16 protein-coding genes, 1 other RNA gene and 1 pseudogene are annotated in these 20,170 nt (G+C 63.1%); 10 read left to right on the plus strand and 8 right to left on the minus strand.

The annotated features are described in order from the left end of the window. Positions 1 to 193: 193 nt before the first annotated feature. The 4 genes from recR to ffs all read right to left on the minus strand — a co-directional run bounded on the left by recR (position 194) and on the right by ffs (position 4,454). Entirely contained in the window at positions 194 to 790 is a 597-nt protein-coding gene (recR, locus tag B0G75_RS17055; RefSeq protein ID WP_011488245.1) for a recombination mediator RecR, read from the minus strand. Positions 791 to 1,055: 265 nt separating this feature from the next. Further along, positions 1,056 to 1,382 (minus strand): YbaB/EbfC family nucleoid-associated protein, encoded by a 327-nt coding sequence (locus B0G75_RS17060; protein ID WP_007182071.1) that lies wholly within the window; start codon positions 1,380 to 1,382, stop codon positions 1,056 to 1,058. 67 nt (positions 1,383 to 1,449) lie between these two features. Next, positions 1,450 to 4,116, minus strand: coding sequence for a DNA polymerase III subunit gamma/tau (locus B0G75_RS17065; RefSeq protein ID WP_106307671.1), 2,667 nt, complete (start codon positions 4,114 to 4,116; stop codon positions 1,450 to 1,452). A gap of 239 nt (positions 4,117 to 4,355) precedes the next feature. After that, positions 4,356 to 4,454, minus strand: an RNA gene (ffs, locus tag B0G75_RS17070) — signal recognition particle sRNA small type. Positions 4,455 to 4,894: 440 nt separating this feature from the next. Here ffs and trxA point away from each other — a divergent pair. From trxA to B0G75_RS17110, 8 genes are all read left to right on the plus strand, one after another. Further along, a complete protein-coding gene (gene trxA / locus B0G75_RS17075; protein ID WP_006048864.1) occupies positions 4,895 to 5,221 on the plus strand; it encodes a thioredoxin TrxA in 327 nt (108 codons plus the stop codon). Between the two features lie 235 nt (positions 5,222 to 5,456). After that, on the plus strand, positions 5,457 to 6,725 hold the full coding sequence (rho, locus tag B0G75_RS17080) for a transcription termination factor Rho (protein WP_006048863.1): 1,269 nt from the start codon (positions 5,457 to 5,459) through the stop codon (positions 6,723 to 6,725). Positions 6,726 to 6,947: 222 nt separating this feature from the next. Further along, entirely contained in the window at positions 6,948 to 7,514 is a 567-nt protein-coding gene (locus B0G75_RS17085) for a MerR family transcriptional regulator (protein WP_106307674.1), read from the plus strand. After that, the gene (locus tag B0G75_RS17090) at positions 7,511 to 9,067 is read left to right on the plus strand and encodes an MFS transporter (RefSeq protein ID WP_106307677.1); all 1,557 of its coding nucleotides are present in this window, start codon (positions 7,511 to 7,513) and stop codon (positions 9,065 to 9,067) included. Before B0G75_RS17085 ends, B0G75_RS17090 begins: the two co-directional genes overlap by 4 nt. A gap of 15 nt (positions 9,068 to 9,082) precedes the next feature. Then, positions 9,083 to 9,919, plus strand: a complete 837-nt coding sequence (locus B0G75_RS17095; protein ID WP_106307680.1) for a zinc-dependent peptidase — start codon at positions 9,083 to 9,085, stop codon at positions 9,917 to 9,919. Positions 9,920 to 10,157: 238 nt separating this feature from the next. Further along, positions 10,158 to 10,424: a type B 50S ribosomal protein L31 gene (locus B0G75_RS17100; RefSeq protein WP_106307683.1), complete on the plus strand. Its 267-nt coding sequence runs from the start codon at positions 10,158 to 10,160 to the stop codon at positions 10,422 to 10,424. A 294-nt stretch (positions 10,425 to 10,718) separates the two neighbouring features. After that, on the plus strand, positions 10,719 to 12,476 hold the full coding sequence (locus tag B0G75_RS17105) for a glycosyltransferase family 39 protein (protein WP_106307686.1): 1,758 nt from the start codon (positions 10,719 to 10,721) through the stop codon (positions 12,474 to 12,476). A 2-nt stretch (positions 12,477 to 12,478) separates the two neighbouring features. After that, positions 12,479 to 13,858, plus strand: coding sequence for an MATE family efflux transporter (locus B0G75_RS17110; protein ID WP_106307689.1), 1,380 nt, complete (start codon positions 12,479 to 12,481; stop codon positions 13,856 to 13,858). 379 nt (positions 13,859 to 14,237) lie between these two features. On the opposite strand, the gene B0G75_RS17115 is transcribed toward B0G75_RS17110, so the two are convergent. Both B0G75_RS17115 and B0G75_RS17120 read right to left on the minus strand, forming a co-directional pair. Next, positions 14,238 to 14,693, minus strand: a complete 456-nt coding sequence (locus tag B0G75_RS17115) for a carboxymuconolactone decarboxylase family protein (protein ID WP_106307692.1) — start codon at positions 14,691 to 14,693, stop codon at positions 14,238 to 14,240. Beyond that, a complete protein-coding gene (locus tag B0G75_RS17120) occupies positions 14,645 to 15,139 on the minus strand; it encodes a MerR family transcriptional regulator (RefSeq protein ID WP_106307695.1) in 495 nt (164 codons plus the stop codon). Before B0G75_RS17120 ends, B0G75_RS17115 begins: the two co-directional genes overlap by 49 nt. A 322-nt stretch (positions 15,140 to 15,461) precedes the next feature. On the opposite strand from B0G75_RS17120, the gene B0G75_RS17125 reads away from it, so the two are divergent. Continuing rightward, positions 15,462 to 16,061: a helix-hairpin-helix domain-containing protein gene (locus B0G75_RS17125; protein ID WP_106307698.1), complete on the plus strand. Its 600-nt coding sequence runs from the start codon at positions 15,462 to 15,464 to the stop codon at positions 16,059 to 16,061. 186 nt (positions 16,062 to 16,247) lie between these two features. Beyond that, positions 16,248 to 16,709, plus strand: a pseudogene (locus B0G75_RS17130) (YidB family protein); the annotation flags it as partial. 144 nt (positions 16,710 to 16,853) lie between these two features. On the opposite strand, the gene clpB reads toward B0G75_RS17130, so the two are convergent. Together clpB and B0G75_RS17140 are read right to left on the minus strand one after the other, a co-directional pair. After that, on the minus strand, positions 16,854 to 19,451 hold the full coding sequence (gene clpB / locus B0G75_RS17135; protein WP_012432827.1) for an ATP-dependent chaperone ClpB: 2,598 nt from the start codon (positions 19,449 to 19,451) through the stop codon (positions 16,854 to 16,856). 119 nt (positions 19,452 to 19,570) lie between these two features. Further along, the gene (locus tag B0G75_RS17140; protein ID WP_106307704.1) at positions 19,571 to 20,071 is read right to left on the minus strand and encodes an Rrf2 family transcriptional regulator; all 501 of its coding nucleotides are present in this window, start codon (positions 20,069 to 20,071) and stop codon (positions 19,571 to 19,573) included. Positions 20,072 to 20,170: the final 99 nt, after the last annotated feature.

The following is a 20,170-nucleotide window of genomic DNA, read 5'->3' on the forward strand; positions in this document are numbered from 1 at the left end:
GGTCCCATGCAAAGCTGTCGGCGGGAGTTCGCGCTTTAGCGCGTTACTCCGGTCCCATGCAAAGCACTCATGTCGATCCTGAATCAGCGCTTTATCGCCCTCTCCGGTCCCACAGCGCGCCCTGGTCTCATGCAAGCTGTTTGCTGTTCCGATTCCAACGCGCATGGCGTACCGTTGTAGTTGTTCCCTTGCGCTACATCGAGCGACGGTCGAGCATGGCGCGTGCGATCGTGCCGGCGTCCACGTATTCGAGTTCGCCGCCCACCGGCACGCCACGCGCAAGGCGCGTGACAGCGAGGCCGCGCGCCTTGAGCGTCTGCCCGAGGTAATGCGCGGTCGCCTCGCCTTCGTTGGTGAAATTGGTGGCGAGCACGACTTCCTTGACCACGCCATCCGATGCGCGCCGGACCAGCCGGTCGAAATGAATCTCCTTCGGACCGATGCCGTCGAGCGGACTCAGACGCCCCATCAGCACGAAGTAGAGGCCGCGATAAGTCATTGTCTGCTCGAGCATGATCTGGTCGGCTGGCGTTTCGACGACGCACAGCAAAGTGGGATCGCGCTCCTCATCGAGGCAGACCTCGCAGATCTGCGCTTCGGTGAAGGTGTTGCACTTCTCGCAGTGCTGCAGATGCTCAGTGGCGAACAGCAACGAGCGGCCGAGTTTTTCGGCGCCGTCGCGATCGTGTTGCATCAGGTGGTACGCCATGCGTTGCGCGGACTTCGGCCCGACGCCGGGCAGCGCGCGCAGCGCTTCGACGAGCGCCGACAAGGCGGAAGGTTGTTTCATGCGGATCGGCGTCGAAGTGGGTAGTGCCCGGCTATTCGGGTGGCGATGCGGTTGATTCGATCAGTTTCCATCATTCCGGCAACGGCCGGCTCGAGAGCGCACGATGCACGCCTCGGCCGAACGACGGCCAGTTGGGTCAAGCCGGAACACGCGCGCAGCGAGTGCAGCACCGGCGGCACGCGCAGCGTGCGCAACTCACGCGCTCCGTTCACGCCGCGGCGACAACCGCCACGGCGCCTGACCCGCCGCCTTGCAGCGGTGTCGTTCAGAACGGCAGTTTGAAGCCCGGCGGCAGCGGCAGACCCGAAGTCATGCCGCCCATCTTTTCCTGGGCGGTGGCTTCGGCCTTGCGCACGGCGTCGTTGAACGCGGCGGCGACGAGGTCTTCCAGCATGTCCTTGTCGTCGGCGAGCAGGCTCGGGTCGATCGATACGCGGCGCACGTCGTTCTTGCAGGTCATCGTCACCTTCACGAGACCGGCGCCCGACTGCCCCTCGACTTCGATCAGCGCGAGTTGCTCCTGCATCTTCTTCATGTTTTCCTGCATCTGCTGGGCTTGCTTCATCAGCCCGGCGAGTTGGCCTTTCATCATGGACATGCTCCTTCTTGATAGCGTGAAATTCGGAAATCGGGCGCGCTATGGCGTGTCGCGCGGCGAATCAGTGGACCGACGGCGCGCCGTTCGAACCGGCGTCCGGAGTAATCGGGCGAATCGAGCCAGGCACGATGCTCGCGCCGAACTCGCGAATCAGCGACTGCACGAACGGATCGGCGCCGATCTCGCGCTCCGCCTCCTGTTGACGCTGCGCGCGCAAGGCGGCGTCGTGCGCGGCGGCCGTGCGGCGCGCCGGACCGACTTCGACGAGCACGTCGACAGTCTGGCCGAGCCTGTCGGCGAGCGCGGCTTTCAGTTTAGCGACTTGCGAGGCTTCCGCGTACTGCGGCACCGGCACGTTCAGTTTGAGCGTGCGGCCTTCGAGCGCCATGAGTTCGCTGTTGAACGCGAGCTGATACGAAATGCCCTTGAGCGGCAGATCGACGGCCAAGGCCGGCCAATCACCCTTGAAGCCCAGCGGATCGAGCGGCACGGCGGGCGGCAGTGGACGTTGATCGACCACCGGCGCCGACGCGGGGGCGGCGGAATTCACGCGGACGTCGTCGGGGCCGCTGTCGAACACGGGCATGTAGCCGTCGTCCGGCAGGCCGTAATAGCCTTCGTCCGCGGCGGTGAGCGGCATGTATTCGTCGGGCGGCATGTCGTCCCACGGCGGCGCCGACGCGCCGTTCTGCTCGGCGCCGTTGCGCTGTGCGGGCGCTGAAGATGCGGACGTGCGAGCGGCGGGCGCTGCCGGCGCGGCATCCTGCTGTGGCGCGCGGCGCGGTGCGCCCGGGGTCGGCACGGGAACGACGACGCGCGGCGCAGCCGGTTTTGGCGTAGCGGGCGCAGCGGGCTTCGCGGTCGCGCGGCCACGGTCCGACGACACTTTCAAACCGGCGCTGCGCAAGACGTCGAGCGCGGCGCTTGCGCCACCTGCGCGACGCGGTGCGCTGTCGGCAACGGGCGGCGGCTCCTGCGAATTTTGTGACGGTGTTGTTGCCGCGGCCTGCTCGGTGCGGGCGAGTGCAGCCGCTGCGGGTGCGCTCAACGAAGACGCGGGCGCTGAGTCGTCGAGAAATGTGGCCGCGGCGACATTCGTCTCCGAGCCGTTGGCGACAGCGGTTACGGAAGCTTCGTTCGCGGCCGAGTCGGCGGGCGCGTCATCCCACGGCGCCAAGGCGGCGGTAGGAGTTGCGGGCGACGCGGATGCCGCGGCGGCATCGTCCTCCGCCGACAACGGCGCTGAATTTACCTCGTGAGCAACCGGCGCCGGCTCTGCACCAGGCGATTGCTCTGTCGTTACGCCTTGAGCAGAATCCGGCGGCGTAGCCTGAATTCTGTTACCAGCAGCCTGCACTTCAATTGCGCCATTCGCTTGCTGCGCAGGCTGAACCGATGCGCCGACCGCTGCGCCCTTGTCCAGCACCGCAGCATCGCCAGGCTGCGTCTCACGAACCGGCGTGGTAGCGTTCACGCTCGCTTCACGCGAACTCCCCGATGCGGGTGTCGCGGCTGCCGTCGCCGGCAAACCCGAAGCGCCCTGTTGCGCGGCCACGGCCGGCGCGCCGGTACGTTTCGCTCCGTTCGCCCCCGCCTGGCCCGGCGCACGCGCCGAACCTACGGTGCCACCGCCGCCGCCCGCGGGCGCCGGTTCGAACGCCAGCATGCGCAGCAGCGTCATGGTGAAGCCCGCGTATTCGTCCGGCGCGAGACCCAGTTCGCTTCGACCGATCGTCGCGATCTGATAGAACAGTTGCACCTGTTCGGCGCTCAGCGCTTCAGCGAAGCGGCGCAGGTCGGCCGCCTCGGGCCACTCGTCTAGTACCGACGACGGCGCGAACTGCGCCCACGCGATCCGGTGCAGCAAACTCGCCAGATCCTGCAGCGCCGTCGAAAACGACAGACTGCGCAACGCCATCTCGTCGGCGACCGACAGCACCGCGGCGCCATCGCCGTCCGCGAGCGCGTCGAGCAGACGAATCAGGTAGCTCTGGTCGAGCGCGCCGAGCATGCCACGCACGGCTTCTTCATTGACCTGATTAGCCGAATAGGCGATCGCCTGATCGGTCAGCGAAAGCGCGTCGCGCATCGAGCCGTCGGCCGCGCGCGCGAGCAGACGCAGCGCCTGGGCGTCGTACGGCACCTTCTCTTCGCCGAGAATATGTTCGAGATGCGAGACGATGTGGCCGGCCGGCATCTGCTTCAGATTGAACTGCAGACAGCGCGACAGCACCGTGACCGGAATCTTTTGCGGATCCGTCGTGGCGAGAATGAACTTGACGTGCGCAGGCGGTTCTTCCAGCGTCTTCAACATGGCGTTGAAGGCGTGGTTGGTCAGCATGTGCACTTCGTCGATCATATAGACCTTGAAGCGCGCATCCACCGGCGCGTAGACGGCGCGCTCGAGCAGCGCCGCCATTTCGTCGACGCCGCGATTACTCGCCGCGTCCATCTCGACATAGTCGACGAAGCGCCCTTCGTCGATCTCGCGGCACGCGCGGCACACGCCGCATGGCGTGGAAGTCACGCCGGTTTCGCAATTCAGCGCCTTGGCGAAGATGCGCGACAGCGTGGTTTTGCCGACGCCGCGTGTGCCGGTAAACAGATAGGCATGGTGCAGACGGCCGCCGTCGAGCGCGTGCGTGAGCGCGCGCACCACGTGCTCCTGTCCGACGAGCGAAGCGAAATCCTTCGGCCGCCATTTGCGTGCGAGAACTTGATAGGTCATCTGGAAATTGTATCAGTAACGATGCCACGCAAAACCGATTCGCGACGGCGCGCGAACGCATGCTGTCACTTCATTGGAAGTGGCTAACGGACCGATAGAAAAAAATAGATGAGGCGCGCGAGAAACATCGGCAGAGATGGCTGAATGCCGCGGCGCTCAGGGTAAAACAGGAGATGGAATGCGTTTGCGGAAGAACCCGCGGAGAACAACAAGAACCGGCAGAAGCAATGAGAAAGGAAGGTGACGAGCCCGACCCTCGGCACTGGTGGAAAACGGCTGTGGCTGCTTCGTTCCCGACCTGACCAGGTTGACCATCCCTCCATGCGAGGAGGCCCGTCACGAAACATTCTATCACCGCTTGAGCCGTCGTGCGACTGTTAATACGAGCAAAGCGCCAATGGCGCGCTGAATCGCTACTTCCGCACTATATAGACGAACTCGCGGCGAGTCGCATTGAAGCCACTTGAGTTTGGCCGGCAAGCCACCAGATACGTTGCGTCATGGTTTCACGAATCACGGTGGCACTTCGTCGGCAGCCATTGGCCCCACTGCCCTGATGAGTACTATCGGCCCCGGCAACGCATAGCGAATTAAGCTAAACTGCCGTACGGATGACCCGCAAACGCGAGCCTTCCGCATATTCCGAAACAGGTTTCCCCTTTTTCGGCGTGTGTCGGCAAGGCTGCGGTTGCGGCAAAGCGAACGGAAGTTTCCTTAGGTTTTGACGTATCGTGGCGAGCAATTCAGGCGGGCCTCGAACCGATAGAGGTATTCATAAATGAGCGAACAAATCAAGCATATTAGCGACGCATCGTTCGAACAGGACGTCGTGAAATCCGATAAACCCGTGCTGCTCGATTTCTGGGCCGAATGGTGCGGTCCGTGCAAGATGATCGCGCCGATCCTCGACGAAGTCGCGAAGGATTACGCCGATCGCCTGCAAATCGCCAAGATCAATGTCGACGAACATCAATCGACGCCGGTCAAGTTTGGCGTGCGCGGTATCCCCACGCTGATCCTGTTCAAGAACGGCGCTGTCGCCGCGCAGAAAGTCGGCGCACTGTCGAAGTCGCAACTCACCGCGTTCCTCGACGGTAACCTGTAAAGCTTCACAGCGGCGCGCCGCGAGGCCTCTGAGGCCCGCGGCGCGCTGTGTTGAGCGTGTTGTCAGCCGGCAACACGCTCAACAAGAAAGATGCCATGCCGTCGCACCGGCGGAAACTGGCGTGTGCTATGCTAGAATCCGCAAAACGTCGAAAAGACGTGTAAGTCCTTGAGCGGTTCCGCTCACTCTCCTCCCAGATTCCATTTCGTCGCACCTTCTCCTGCGGGTTCTCCGTATGCATTTATCCGAGCTTAAGACTCTGCACGTGTCCGAATTGATCGAGATGGCCAATGGCCTCGAGATCGAAAGTGCGAACCGCCTGCGCAAGCAGGAATTGATGTTCGCCATTCTAAAAAAACGAGCCAAAACGGGCGACACGATCTTCGGCGACGGCACGCTCGAAGTGCTGCCGGACGGCTTCGGCTTCCTGCGTTCGCCGGAAACCTCGTACCTCGCCAGCACGGATGATATTTACATCAGCCCGTCGCAAATCCGCCGCTTCAACCTGCATACGGGCGACACGATCGAAGGCGAAGTGCGTACGCCGAAAGACGGCGAACGTTATTTCGCGCTGGTGAAGGTGGACAAGGTCAACGGCCAGCCGCCGGAAGCCTCGAAGCACAAGATCATGTTCGAAAACCTGACGCCGCTGCACCCGAACAAGGTGCTGCTGCTCGAACGTGAAATGCGTGGCGAGGAAAACGTCACGGGCCGCATCATCGACATGATCGCGCCGATCGGCAAAGGCCAGCGCGGCCTGCTGGTGGCGTCGCCGAAGTCCGGCAAGACCGTGATGCTTCAGCACATCGCCCACGCGATCAAGCAGAACCATCCGGATGTCGTGCTGTTCGTGCTGCTGATCGACGAACGCCCGGAAGAAGTGACCGAAATGCAGCGTTCGGTGGCGGGCGAAGTGATCGCCTCCACGTTCGACGAACCCGCCGCGCGTCACGTTCAGGTCGCCGAAATGGTGATCGAAAAAGCCAAGCGCCTCGTCGAAATGAAGAACGACGTGGTGATTCTGCTCGACTCGATCACGCGTCTCGCGCGGGCGTACAACACCGTCGTGCCGGCTTCGGGCAAGGTGCTGACGGGTGGTGTCGACGCCAATGCGCTGCAGCGTCCGAAGCGCTTCTTCGGCGCGGCGCGCAATATCGAGGAAGGCGGTTCGCTGACCATCATCGGCACGGCGCTGATCGAAACCGGCAGCCGCATGGACGACGTGATTTATGAAGAGTTCAAGGGCACCGGCAACATGGAAGTGCACCTTGAGCGCCGTCTTGCTGAAAAGCGCGTCTATCCGTCGATCAACCTGAACAAGTCCGGCACGCGCCGCGAAGAACTGCTGATCAAGCCCGAAGTGCTGCAAAAGATCTGGGTGCTGCGCAAGTTCATTCACGACATGGACGAAGTCGAGTCGATGGAATTCCTGCTCGACAAGATCCGCCAGACAAAGAGCAACTCCGAGTTCTTCGACATGATGCGTCGCGGCGGCGGCAGCTAAGTAATTGAGCTGATACAGCCGCAGCAATCGCAGCATACGCACCGCATAGAAAAGCCGCTCGTCGCAAACGAGCGGCTTTTTTTCGCCCTTCGATTTGCCATTCGCGCAGGTGCGCAGACCGCGTCCGGTTGCCGACAGCGACGTTGATTATGGATGCAACCTGTACGTGAACGTACAGGTTGCAGTACAATGCGACCAGTCCGTCATGTCAGTCACACACCTATGCCCAAGGACTCACCCACTCTGCTAACGGTGCGCGACGCCGCCGAACGTCTCGGCGTCACACCCCGCACGCTGAAGTACTACGAGGAACGCGGCCTCGTGTCGCCCACGCGCAGTGAAGGCCGCTACCGGCTTTACGACGAGGACGATCTGAAGCGCTTCGGCCGCATTCTGCGTTTGCGCTCGCTCGGTTTCTCGCTGCACAGCGTCACCGAAATGCTCAAGCGTCCGCTGGAACCCGTCGACGGCGGCCACCGCTACTCGACCGAATCGCTGCAGCAGATTCACGACGCCATCGAGCAACAGGTCGCAGCACTCGACGCGCGCATCGAAAGCGTGCGCCGCGAACTGAAGGAAGCGCAGAAGCTGCGCGCCGAACTGAGCCCCGACCTCGACTACCTGAAACGGCGCCTCGCCGGCGAGAATGCGGAGGCGTTGCTCGAGCAGCGCCGCAATGCGCGCGCCAAGACAGCCAACGCGACATCTTCAAAACAGGCAAAAGAGCCGCACGACCCCACGCCGGGCGAATCCACGCCGGGCGAGCCCACGCCGGGCAAATCCTCATGAGCACCACGTCGCCCCGCGTGTCGTTGTTCAGCGTCGAAAAACTGCGCGGCGATTTCTTCCCCTGGGTGCTGGCCGTCGTCACCGGCCTCGACTATTTCGACAATTCGATCTTCTCGTTTTTCACCAGCTATATCGCCGGCGGCATCAACGCGTCGCCCGATGAACTGGTGTGGGCGTCGAGCGCGTATGCGGTCGCGGCGGTGCTGGGCATCCTGCAGCAGCAATGGTGGGTCGAACGCTTCGGTTACCGGCGTTACGTGGCCGGCTGCATGCTGCTCTATGCCGGCGGGGCAGTGGCCGCGGCGCTGTGCGAATCGTCAATCGAACTGGCGTTCGCGCGTGGCTTTCAAGGCTACTTCATCGGCCCGATGATGGGCACCTGCCGCATCCTGATCCAGATGAGTTTCAAGCCGCAGCAGCGTCCCGCGGCCACCCGCGCGTTTCTCATACTGATCGTCCTGAGCAGTGCGCTGGCGCCGCTGATCGGCGGCCAGCTGGTCGGGCATTTCGACTGGCGCGCGCTGTTCGCCTGCACGGCGCCGGTGGGCGTGCTGTTCGCCGTGCTGGCCTTGCTCGCGTTGCCCGACTCCGGCAACCGTCTGCCGGAGGAACGCGGCTCGGCGCATTTCTGGCCGTACATCATCTTCGCGTTTGCGCAAGGCGCGCTGCAGATCGTGATGCAGCAAGTGCGCTTCCAGTTGTTCAGCGCGTCGCCCGGACTGATTCTGCTGACCGTCGCCGGGATCGCCGCCCTAGGCTGGTTCGCCTATCACCAGTGGCATCATCCCGCGCCGCTCGTGCGCCTTCATGCGCTGCGCGAGAAGGTCTTCCAGGTCGGGCTCGTGCTGTACATGTTCTACTACTACATCTCGACTGTGTTCAGCTACCTGATCTCGCGCTTTCTCGAGAGCGGTCTCGGCTATCCGGTCGAAAACGCCGGGCAACTGGTCGGCGTGACGTCGCTGATTTCGGCGAGCGCGCTGTTCGTCTATTTGCGTTATGCGAAGCTGCTGCCGCGCAAGAAGTGGATCATCGTGCCCGGCTTCGCGGTCGCCGCGTTCGCCGCGGCATTGATGACGCGCATGTCGCCCGGCGTCGGCGAGGCGGCGTTGATGCTGCCGTTACTGTTGCGCGGCTTGCTGCTGCTATTCATCGTGCTACCGGTCGCCAATCTCACATTCAGAATTTTCGCCATCGAAGAATTCACCCACGGCTACCGGCTGAAAAACATCGTGCGGCAACTGACCATGTCGTTCGCGACGGCCTCCGTGATCATCGTCGAGCAACATCGCCAGGCGCTGCATGAAACTCGCCTCGCGGAGTTCGTGAATCCGTACAATCCTGTGTTCCAGAACTCGCTTGCCGCGCTGACGAAAGACTTGGCCGCCGCCGGCCGCTCGCCCTCCGAGGCGCACTCGCTGGCGCTCGTGGAAATCAGCCGCACGGTGGCGCAACAAGCCAGCTTTTTGACCTCGCTGGACGGCTTCTACTTTCTGATCGGCGTGGCGATATGCGGCGGCCTGTTTGCCGCGTGGCAAAAACAGATCGACTAAAGGTTGCTTCAGGCCATGCTCTCGAAACTGACCCAATGGTTCGGCACACGCCGGCGCGAGCGCGCGCTACGCGACTACGCGATCGAGGATTCGCTCTGGCAAGCCACGCTCGACGGCCTGCCGTTCCTCGCGCACCTCGCTGCGCCGGACCTCGTGCGTTTGCGCGAACTGACGAGCCTGTTCCTCGCGCAAAAAGAATTTTCGACCGCGCACGAGCTCGAACTCACCGACGCGATGACCGTGGCGATCGCCGCCCAGGCTTGCTTGCCGGTGCTGAACCTGAGCCTCGATCTGTATCGCGGCTGGGTCGGCGTGATCGTCTATCCGGGCGAGTTCGTGATCCGCAAGACGGTCGAGGACCAAGACGGCGTGGTGCACGAGGTCGAACAGGACGCGAGCGGCGAAGCATGGGAAGGCGGGCCGGTGGTGCTGTCGTGGGAAGACGCGCAAATGACGGACGGCTCGGACGCCTACAACGTCGTGATTCACGAATTCGCGCATAAGATCGACATGCTGAACGGCGAAGCGGACGGCCACCCGCCGCTCATGCGCCGCTGGCACGCGCCGCTCGATTCGCAGGCTTGGGCCGATGTGTTCGACCATGCTTACGACCACTTCTGCGCCAAGGTCGACGCGGTGCCGGAGCGTCGCTGGGCACGCTTCGAGCGCGACTCGTTGATCGATCCGTACGCGGCGGATCATCCGTCGGAATTTTTTGCCGTCTGCAGCGAGGCGCTGTTCGTTCAGCCGCAGGCGTTCGAAGCCGAGTATCCGCAGCTTTACCGGCTGCTCGCGCAATATTACCGGCAGGATCCGGCGCGGGTCGGTATGACGTTCACGCCGCCCGCCTGACGCGAACGCCCGCCAAACAAGGGCCGGCGCCCGATACGCGTGACGACCGCCGAGCGCGCCAGACAGCCGTGAAAACGGCGCGTGCCGCTAGCAAAAAGCCTCTGCAAAAGTCGTCAAGCGACTGATTTTCTGGCATAATCGCCGTTTTTCGACCATAGGCAAGTGGCTCGCGCCTAGATGCGGTTCGTTTAAATACGGCCGCACGCGGGTTGGCTACCGCCAGATTAAAGGAAAGATCATGAAAGAAGGCATTCACCCGGATTATCGCGAAGTTCTGTTCATCGACGTGTCGAACGACTTCAAGTTCGTGACGCGCTCGACCATCCAGACGCGTGAAACCGCCGAATTCGAAGGCAAGACCTACCCGCTCGCCAAGATCGAAGTGTCGTCGGAATCGCATCCGTTCTACACCGGCCAGCAAAAGATCATGGACACGGCAGGCCGCGTCGAGAAGTTCCGCAACAAGTTCGGCTCGCGCGCTACCGGCAAGGCAGCAGCGAAGTAATACCTGGCTCGTCGCCGGCTTTGGCCGGCAGCGAAGCAGGAACAAAAAGGGCAGCGCGAGCTGCCCTTTTTTGTCGCCTGGCTGATCATCCATAGCCAATGCGGCGGCGAAAAGCGCACGAGCACGGCGCGCCACCCAAACCGTGTTACAGCTTTTCCAACCACGTTGCGAGCCGTTACCGGCCGTGACGCGCATCGCACGGCACGACTACAATGCCGGATGCTCCAAATTGGCCTTCGAGCCGGACATGCCGTCCGGTCCCGGCTGCACCGCTTATCCAATACCACACACCGCATGAGACCTGTCGTTCGCCTCACTGCCTCAGCGACCAGTGCGTTGCCGCGCTGGCTGCTGCTGACCATCTGTATCGTCTACGCATCGTTCGGACTATTCGGCCGCGATCCGTGGAAGAACGAGGATGCAGCCGGCTTCGGCGTCATGTGGACCATGGCGAACGGCGGCGCGCACGACTGGCTCCTGCCGAATCTGGTCGGCAAATACCTCACTGAAGACGGCCCGCTCGGCTACTGGTTCGGCGCCAGCGCGATCCGTCTGCTCGCGCCGTGGGTCGACGCGAGCAACGCCTCGCGCGTCTTCACGGGCCTGATGTTCTGCGCGGGCTGCGCGTTCGTCTGGTACGCGGCTTACCTGCTCGGCCGGCGCGCCGAAGTCCAGCCGTTCAAATACGCGTTCGGCGGCGAGCCGGAGCCGCGCGACTACGGCCGCACGCTCGCCGACGGCGCACTGCTGATCCTGCTTGCCTGTTTCGGTCTCGCCGAGCGCGGCCACGAAACCACGCCGCAGCTCGCACAGTTCTTCGGCATCGCGATGCTCGTGTACGGGCTCGTGCGCATGATCGACAAGCCCATTCAGGGCGCGCTGATCTGGGGTCTCGCCATCTCCCTCGTCGTCCTGGCCAGCAGCCCTGTGCTGGTCGGCGCGCTGCTGCTCGGCACGCTGGCGATGACCCTGATCGTGCGCGAAACGCGCTCGCGCTGGCTGCTGCTGGCAGGCCTGCCGGTGGCGCTCGTGTTGTCGGCGGCGTGGCCGATCGCCGCGCTCGCCACCTTCCCCGTCGACGCCGTCTGGTACCTCAATCAATGGGTGCACGTCAGCTTGAGTTCGTTCGCCGGGCCGCCCGGCTCGGTTGCCGGCTACGCGCTGAAAAACCTGCCACTTTTCACATGGCCGGCGTGGCCGCTGGCACTGTGGGCGTGGTTCAGCTGGTCGGGATTGCGGCGCGCACCGCACGTGGCCATTCCGCTTTCGGTGATCGGGCCGCTGTTCGTGCTGGTCGTGTTGCAGAGCCACCAATCGAACCGGCTTTACATGCTGCTGCTGCCGCCGCTCGCCGTGCTGGCCGCGTTCGCGCTGCCCACGCTCAAGCGCGGCGCGATCAATGCAATCGACTGGTTCGCGCTCCTGAGCTTCACGATTCTCGGCAGCTTCGTCTGGCTGGTTTATATCGCGGGGTTGACCGGCTTCCCGCATCCGCTCGCGCGTAATCTCGCGCGTCTCGCGCCGGGCTTCGCGCCGCAGTTCAAGATCCTGTCGTTCGTGTGCGCGGTCGCCGTGACGGTCTGCTGGTTCGTGCTGGTGCAGTGGCGGCTCGCGCGCCACCCGAAAGTCTTGTGGCGCAGCGTGGTGCTCTCGAGCGCCGGCACCACCCTCATGTGGGTGCTGCTCATGACGCTGTGGCTGCCGGTCGTCAACTACAGCCGGACTTATAAGGACGTCGCCGAACAGATCGCCGCCCATCTGCCGGACGACTACACCTGCATCTCGCCGGTGCGCCTCGGCAATGCGCAGATCGCGACCTTCGCCTATTTCGGCGACATGCACTTCTCCTTCGACCAGGACTGCGACGTGATCCTGCGTCAGGATACGCAGGACTACGGCGAACCGAGCGCGATGTCCGACTTCGTCTGGAAGCTGGTGTGGGAAGGCCGCCGCGTGGCCGACCGCGACGAACGCTTCCGTTTGTACGTGCGCATCGACCGTCCGAAGCCGCCGGTCGTCAAACGCCGCAGCTGGCGCAAGAAGTCCGACTGAGCATGTTCGCCGACGTACGGAAAATCGCCGGCCTCGCCTGGCCGGTGCTGATCGGCCAACTGGCGATCATCGCGTTCGGCGTGATCGACACGGCGATGGTCGGCCGTTACTCCGCTGTCGATCTCGCCGCGCTCGGCCTCGGCTCGTCGATCTATATCTCCGTGTATATCGGCCTGACCGGCATTCTGACCGCGCTGCAACCGATTACCGCGCAACTCTACGGCGCGCGCCGCTACATCGAGATCGGCGAGGAAGTTCGCCAGGCCTTGTGGCTTGCGCTGGCGCTGACCGTGATCGGCTTCCTGATCCTGTTCTTCCCGGGCCCCGTGTTGCAGGTCGCGCGCGTGCCCGAGGCGCTGCACGACCGCACCGTCGCCTACCTGCGGATTCTGGCTTTCGGCTTGCCGGCCGGCCTCGCTTTTCGGGTCTACAGTTCGGTCACCAACGCGGTCGGCCAGCCGCGGCTCGTGATGATCCTGCAGATCGGCGCGCTGCTGCTCAAGGTGCCGCTCAATACGTGGTTCATCTTCGGCGGATTCGGCGTGCCGGCGCTCGGTGGGCCGGGTTGCGCGCTCGCCAGCACCACGATCAACTGGGCGCTGGCCGCGCTCGGCATGCTGCTGCTGACGCGCGTCGACATCTTCCGGCCGTTTGCGATCTTCGCGCAGTTTTGCTGGCCGGTCTGGCGGCGCCAGGCGGCGCAACTGCGGCTGGGTATTCCGATGGGCCTGTCGTATCTGATCGAAGTCACCTCCTACACGTTCATGGCGCTCTTCATTGCGCGCTTCGGCACGACGACGCTCGCCGGCCACCAGATCGCCGGCAATATCGGCGCGGTGCTGTACATGACGCCGCTGTCGATCGGCATCGCTTCGTCGACGCTGGTCGCGCAGGCGCTCGGCGCGCATCGTCCGGAAGCGGCGCGCACGCTGTCGCGTCACGGCATCATGATGGCGATGGCGATTGCCTGCTGTTACGGCGCGATCGTGCTGGTGCTGCGGCCGTACATCATCGAAGGCTATACGCCGAATGCGCAGGTCGTGACGGCGGCGTTGCCGCTGGTGTTGATCGTCGTGTGCTATCACCTGTTCGATGCCTTGCAGATCACCACCGCGTTCGTGCTGCGCGCGTACAAGGTGGCGGTCGTGCCGACCGTAATCTACGCGGTGGCGCTGTGGGGCGTGGGGCTCGGCGGGGGCTATGTGCTCGGTTTCAACGTGACCGGCGGCACGCCGGAATGGCTGACCGGCGCGCGTGGCTTCTGGGTGGCGAATACCGCGAGTCTGGCGATTGCCGGCATTGGCTTGCTGATGTACTGGCGCGTGGTGAGCAAGCGGTATTTGCGTGCCGAGGCGGCGCTTCGGGTGGATTCGGCGGCTTGATGGGGCTGTGTAGGCGGCAAGAATTTTGGCTTGCGCGCCGGTAAGCCGCAGTTATCCTGGGCCGGAAAAATTGCCCGGCTTTGCGCTAGTAAGCCTCGGTTTGATCCTTAGCCGGAAAATTGCCGGCTTTGCGCTCGTAAGCCTCGGTTTGATCCTTGGCTGGAAAATTGCCTGCTTACCACTGCGAAGCCTCGGTTTGATCCTTTAGCCAGAAAATTGCCGGTTTCTTACTGATAGCCGTAGTTTGACCCTCGGCCACTGACGCGGAATCGCAGCGGTTGCTCAAAGCAGACCGTTAGTTGCGTCGGCACCTCAACAAAAAGCGGCCGCACAAAGCAGCCGCCTGCCCTACCATTGTTGTCGCGGCGCCTCGCGGATATCAATCCGCGGCCGCGTGGACCCCTTCTTCCACCACCCGGCCGGCACTCGCCGCTTGCACGTCATTCGCCGCCCGATCACGGCGCTCAAAAATCTCGCGCGCGGCAAACAGCGCATTCAGCGCCGCCGGAAAGCCCGCATAGAGCGCCATCTGCATGAACACCTCGACGATCTCCTCGCGCGTGCAGCCGACGTTCAACGCCGCCTCGATATGCACCTTCAACTGCGGCTGCGCGCAACCAAGCGTGGCCAGCGACGCGATCGTAGCAATCTCACGCGCGCGCAGATCGAGTTGCGGCCGGCTGTAAATATCGCCGAAGCCGAATTCGATCAGCAGACGCCCGAAATCCGGCGCGATCGGCGCGAGCGCGGCGATCACCTGTTCGCCAGTCGAGCCGTCGATCTGCTTCAGTTTTTCCCAGCCTCGGGTGTAGCGGTCGTTGTGTGCGTGGTCCATGGTGAGTCCTCTTCCAAATGTAAATGCGCGTGGGTTTCGTCGGTCTGTCGTGGCGAGTGCTCCGCGGCGGGTGCGCGCCCGGCCGCCTCGTAGTACGCGATCTTGTCGACGATCGCGCCGAGGTTGCTCTGCAACTCCGCGATCCGCGCCAAAACCGCATCCCGATGCGCCACCAGCAGGTCGCGGCGCGCGCCCATGGTCGGCTGGCCTTGCGCGCGCAACGCCGCGAACGCCTGCATGCCGGCGATCGGCATGCCAGTCGCCTTCAGGCGCATCACGAACCGCAGCCAGTCGAGATCGGCCGGCGAATACAGCCGATGCCCCGCCTGTGTGCGGCCGACCTCGCGAATCAGCCCGGCCTGCTCGTAATACCGCAGCGTGTGCGTCGAGACGCCGATCGTTTCAGCGACCTGCCCGATGGTGAGTGCTTTCGAGATATTCGACATGACGGAACTCAGGTTAGGACTTCGAGTGCACTCTAAGTCAAGTGCGTCTTGCTGTCATTTGTCTGCGTCGTCATTTTTTACGGCGCATGGATTTGATCGATAAACTCATATCAGCCTAATGACGAGGCAAAAGGTTTAAATCTTGTTCACACTGATTTACTTGTCATGAATCGATCGGTATAAATCGTCCGCGTCGGCAAATAAGGGCGCGCAATTTGTTCTATGCTTAAGCGCAGCGAAAGCTGACAGGATGCTGTCGTCCAGGTTGTGTACGTGTCGTCCCTTCGCGGCTAACTTTTTTGCCCACAATGGAGTGCTTGCCATGCTGAAGAAGCTTTTAATGCTTTGCGTTGCTTTGGCTTTGTCGCTGTCGGCCGGATTTGCGGCGGCCGTCGAAGTGAATTCCGCCGACCAGGCGGCGCTCGAATCGGTCAAGGGTATCGGCCCGGTGCATGCGAAAGCGATCATCGACGAACGCACCAAGAATGGCCCATTCAAGGACGCCGACGATCTCGCCACGCGCGTGAAGGGCATCGGCGCGAAATCGGTAACCAACCTCGAGGCGGCCGGCCTGACGATCAACGGCTCGTCCACGCCGCCGAGCGGCGCCAAGCCCGCCACGAAGCCGAGCAGCACGGCCAGCACCAAGGCAGCGCCGGCGCCTACCGCGCCTACGGCGGCGCCAACCACGGCCGCGAACACGACGCCGGCCGCGCCGGCGGATGCTTCCGGCGCGAAGGCGTCGAAGTCGAAGAAGAAGAGCAAGGCTGCGGCGTCCGACGCGGCGGCGGCTTCCGCTCCGGCCGCGACGACCGCGACGACCGCGGCGGCGCCGGCTAGCGCCTCCGACAGCAGGGCTTCGAAGAAGAAAGCGAAAAAGAGCAAGGCCGCGTCGGCTGCGGCGGCCTCGGGCGGTGCCTGACAGTACGAAACGAGGACCGGACAGAATGAACCGGAGTACGAAACAGGATTGAGCGCCGGCAGCGCGACAGCCCAGGTGATCCGCGCGTGATGCCCACGCGAATGCACGCATCGGCGCCGTCTCGCCACCGCCCGCCTTCCTTCCACGCCGCCGCGCAACCGCGCGGCGTTTTCACCCGCTGACCCGTCAAGCACGTGTCGGCATTCAAGAGAGACCGTCATGAGCCTACTCGACACACTCGGTTCCCTGGTTGGCAAATCCCCCGAAGGCGGTGGCCAGCAAGCCCTGGTTTCGGCCGCACTCGAATTCGTCAATAGCCAGCCGGGCGGCCTGAACGGCCTGATCGAACGCTTCAAGGAAAAAGGCCTCGGCGACGTCGTGACCTCATGGGTCAGCAACGGAGAGAATCTGCCGATCGCGGCCGACGCGCTGCACAGCGTGCTCGGCTCGGAAACCGTGACCAACCTCGCGGCGAAAGCCGGCGTGCAGCCGGACCAGGTCACCGGTCTGCTGTCGCAAATTTTGCCGCACGTCGTCAACGCGGCCACGCCGGAAGGCGAAGTGCCGGCTGAGGGCAAGCTGAACGCCACCACGGTGCTCGGCGCGCTCGGCGGTTTGTCGGCGCTGTTCGGCAAGGGCAACGCGTAACAAAGCGGCCTCGCCTGCCCGTTTTGCGTAATCAGGACGGGCAAGAAAAAACGGCAACGAAGTCGCCTTCGTTGCCGTTTTTTTACGTCGCCAGGAACAGCTCGACTGCCGCGGTTCCTGCCTTCGAAGAAGAACGCGATCCGCTTAATGCACGACGCGCTCGAACACCAGTTTGCCGTCTTCCACTTCGACCGGAATCACATCCTTAGGACCGAACTTGCCGGCCAGGATCAGCTTGGCGACCGGGTTTTCGATCTCTTGCTGGATCGCGCGCTTCAACGGCCGCGCGCCGAACAGCGGATCGTAGCCGACCTTGCCCACATGCTCGAGCGCCGAATCCGACACCACCAGTTGCATGTCGAGCTTGGCGAGCCGCTCATGCAGACGCTGCAACTGGATCCGCGCGATCGACTGGATGTTCGAGCGGTCGAGTGCATGGAACACCACGACGTCGTCGATCCGGTTCAGGAACTCGGGCCTGAAGTGCAGCTTCACTTCTTCCCAGACCGCGTCCTTCACCGCTTCCTGCGGCTCGCCGACCATCGACTGGATTACTTGCGAACCGAGGTTCGACGTCATCACGATCACCGTGTTCTTGAAGTCCACGGTACGGCCCTGTCCATCGGTCATGCGGCCGTCGTCGAGCACTTGCAGCAGCACGTTGAACACGTCCGGATGCGCCTTCTCGATTTCGTCGAGCAGGATCACGCTATACGGCTTGCGACGCACGGCTTCCGTCAGATAACCGCCCTCTTCATAGCCGACGTATCCCGGCGGCGCACCGATCAGGCGCGCGACGCTGTGCTTCTCCATGAATTCGCTCATATCGATACGGATCAGATGATCTTCCGAATCGAACAGGAACGACGCCAGGGCCTTGCACAACTCCGTCTTGCCCACTCCGGTCGGACCGAGGAACAGGAACGAACCATACGGCCGGTTCGGATCCGAGAGACCCGCGCGCGAACGGCGGATCGCGTCGGCCACCGCACTGATCGCCTCGTCCTGGCCGACCACGCGCGCGTGCAGCTTCTCTTCGATCTGCAGCAGCTTTTCGCGCTCGCCCTGCATCATGCGCGACACCGGAATGCCGGTGGAACGCGACACGACTTCAGCGATTTCCTCCGCACCGACCTGCGTACGCAACAGGCGCGGCCGCGTCGGATTGTTCTGCTCGCTGGCCTCGGCCTTGGTCACTTCCTTCAACTGCGCTTCGAGACCCGGCAGCTTGCCGTACTGCAACTCGGCGACCTTCTCCAGCTTGCCTTCACGTTGCAGGCGCGTGATTTCCGCACGCGTCTTTTCGATCTCTTCCTTCAGTTGCGCGCTGCCTTGCACCGCGGCTTTTTCCGCGGTCCAGATTTCTTCGAGGTCCGAATATTCGCGATTCAGCCGCTCGATTTCTTCCTCGATCAATTGCAGACGCTTTTGCGACGCTTCGTCCTTTTCCTTCTTGACGGCTTCGCGTTCGATCTTCAACTGGATCAAACGACGGTCGAGCCGGTCCATCTCTTCCGGCTTCGAGTCGATTTCCATCTTGATCTTCGACGCGGCTTCGTCGATCAGGTCGATGGCCTTGTCCGGCAGGAAGCGGTCCGTGATGTAGCGATGCGACAGTTCGGCCGCCGCGACGATCGCCGGGTCGGTGATATCCACGCCGTGATGCAGCTCGTACTTTTCCTGCAGACCGCGCAGAATCGCGATGGTCGCTTCGACCGTCGGTTCGTCGACCAGCACCTTCTGGAAGCGGCGCTCGAGCGCGGCGTCCTTTTCGATGTACTTGCGATATTCATCGAGCGTGGTCGCGCCGACGCAATGCAGTTCGCCGCGCGAGAGCGCCGGCTTGAGCATGTTGCCCGCGTCCATCGCGCCTTCGGCCTTGCCCGCGCCAACCATGGTGTGAATTTCGTCGATGAAGACGATGGTCTGCCCTTCGTCTTTCGCGATGTCGCTCAGCACGGCCTTCAGACGCTCTTCGAACTCGCCGCGATACTTGGCGCCGGCCAGCAAGGCCGCCATATCGAGCGACAGCACGCGCTTGCCCTTGAGCGTTTCCGGGACTTCGCCGTTGACGATCCGCTGCGCGAGACCTTCGACGATCGCGGTCTTGCCCACGCCCGGTTCGCCGATCAGCACCGGATTGTTCTTGGTGCGGCGTTGCAGGATCTGGATCGAACGACGGATTTCGTCGTCGCGGCCGATCACCGGATCGAGCTTGCCGGCCCGCGCGCGCTCGGTCAGATCCACGGTGTATTTCTTCAGCGCTTCACGCTGGCTTTCGGCGTCCTGGCTGTGCACTTGCGAGCCGCCGCGCACCGCGACGATCGCGCTTTCCAGCGACTTGCGCGACAAGCCGTGCTGACGCGCGAGACGGCCGGCTTCGCCTTTGTCGTCCGCGACCGCGAGCAGGAACATCTCGCTCGCGATGAACGTGTCGTTGAGCTTTTGTGCTTCCTTGTCGGCCTGGTTCAACAACCCGGTCAACTCGCGGCCGATCTGCACGTTGCCGTCCGTGCCCTGCACTTGCGGCAGACGCGTGATGGCGTCGCCGAGCGCCGTTTGCAGCGCCTGCACATGCACGCCGGCACGCGAGAGCAGCGAGCGCGCCGAGCCGTCGTGCTGGGCGACGAGCGCCGACAGGACGTGAACCGGTTCGATATATTGATTGTCGTGGCCGACGGCCAGACTCTGGGCGTCGGCCAGTGCTTCCTGGAATTTAGTGGTGAGTTTGTCGATTCTCATCAAGAGACCTCCAATTTTCGATTACCACCAAAATGAGGCGTTTTATCCAGGTTTCAAGCGTTTTTTTGCCTCAAGCAACAACTATTTAACATTTGACGCACGAGAAATGCCCGGCGCATTCATGCTGTCGACGGCGACTCGTCGCTAGCATGCGCGACCGGCGTGATCGGAATCACATCGCTCAAGCCGAGCAGCGCGGCGAGCGGGCCGTGCGGCTGCGCCACCTCACCAATGGTATGACTGTCGAGCTCGGCGAGGAAGGCATTGCGCGCCGCCTCGAGCACGCCTCGCAAACGGCATTGCGCCGTAATAACGCAGCCTCGGCGCTCGCCGTGCTGGTCCGGAAAGCAACCCACCAGCGCAAAGTCGCTTTCCGTCGCGCGCACGATTTCGCCGACCGTCAGCGCCTTTGTCTGCTCGGCGAGCCGCAGGCCGCCGTTGCGGCCGCGCACGGTCTCCACCCAGCCGAGTTCGCCGAGCTGCTGCACGACCTTCATCAAATGGTTCTTGGAAATGCCGTACGCGTCCGAAATGTCCTGGATCGTCGACAACCCGCTGCCGCGAACGGCGAGGTAGAGCAGGACGCGCAGTGAGTAATCCGTATAGTCGGTCAGTCTCATGAGTGCAGGTAGTGCAATGAGCGCAAGCCGCGATCCGGGAGATAACCGCGTCGATGCAAGGGTTGCCGTGGGCCGTCGCTTCGCCCTAAGATGCAGGCG

It is taken from the genome of Paraburkholderia sp. BL18I3N2, assembly GCF_003001875.1.
GTDB lineage: Bacteria > Pseudomonadota > Gammaproteobacteria > Burkholderiales > Burkholderiaceae > Paraburkholderia > Paraburkholderia phytofirmans.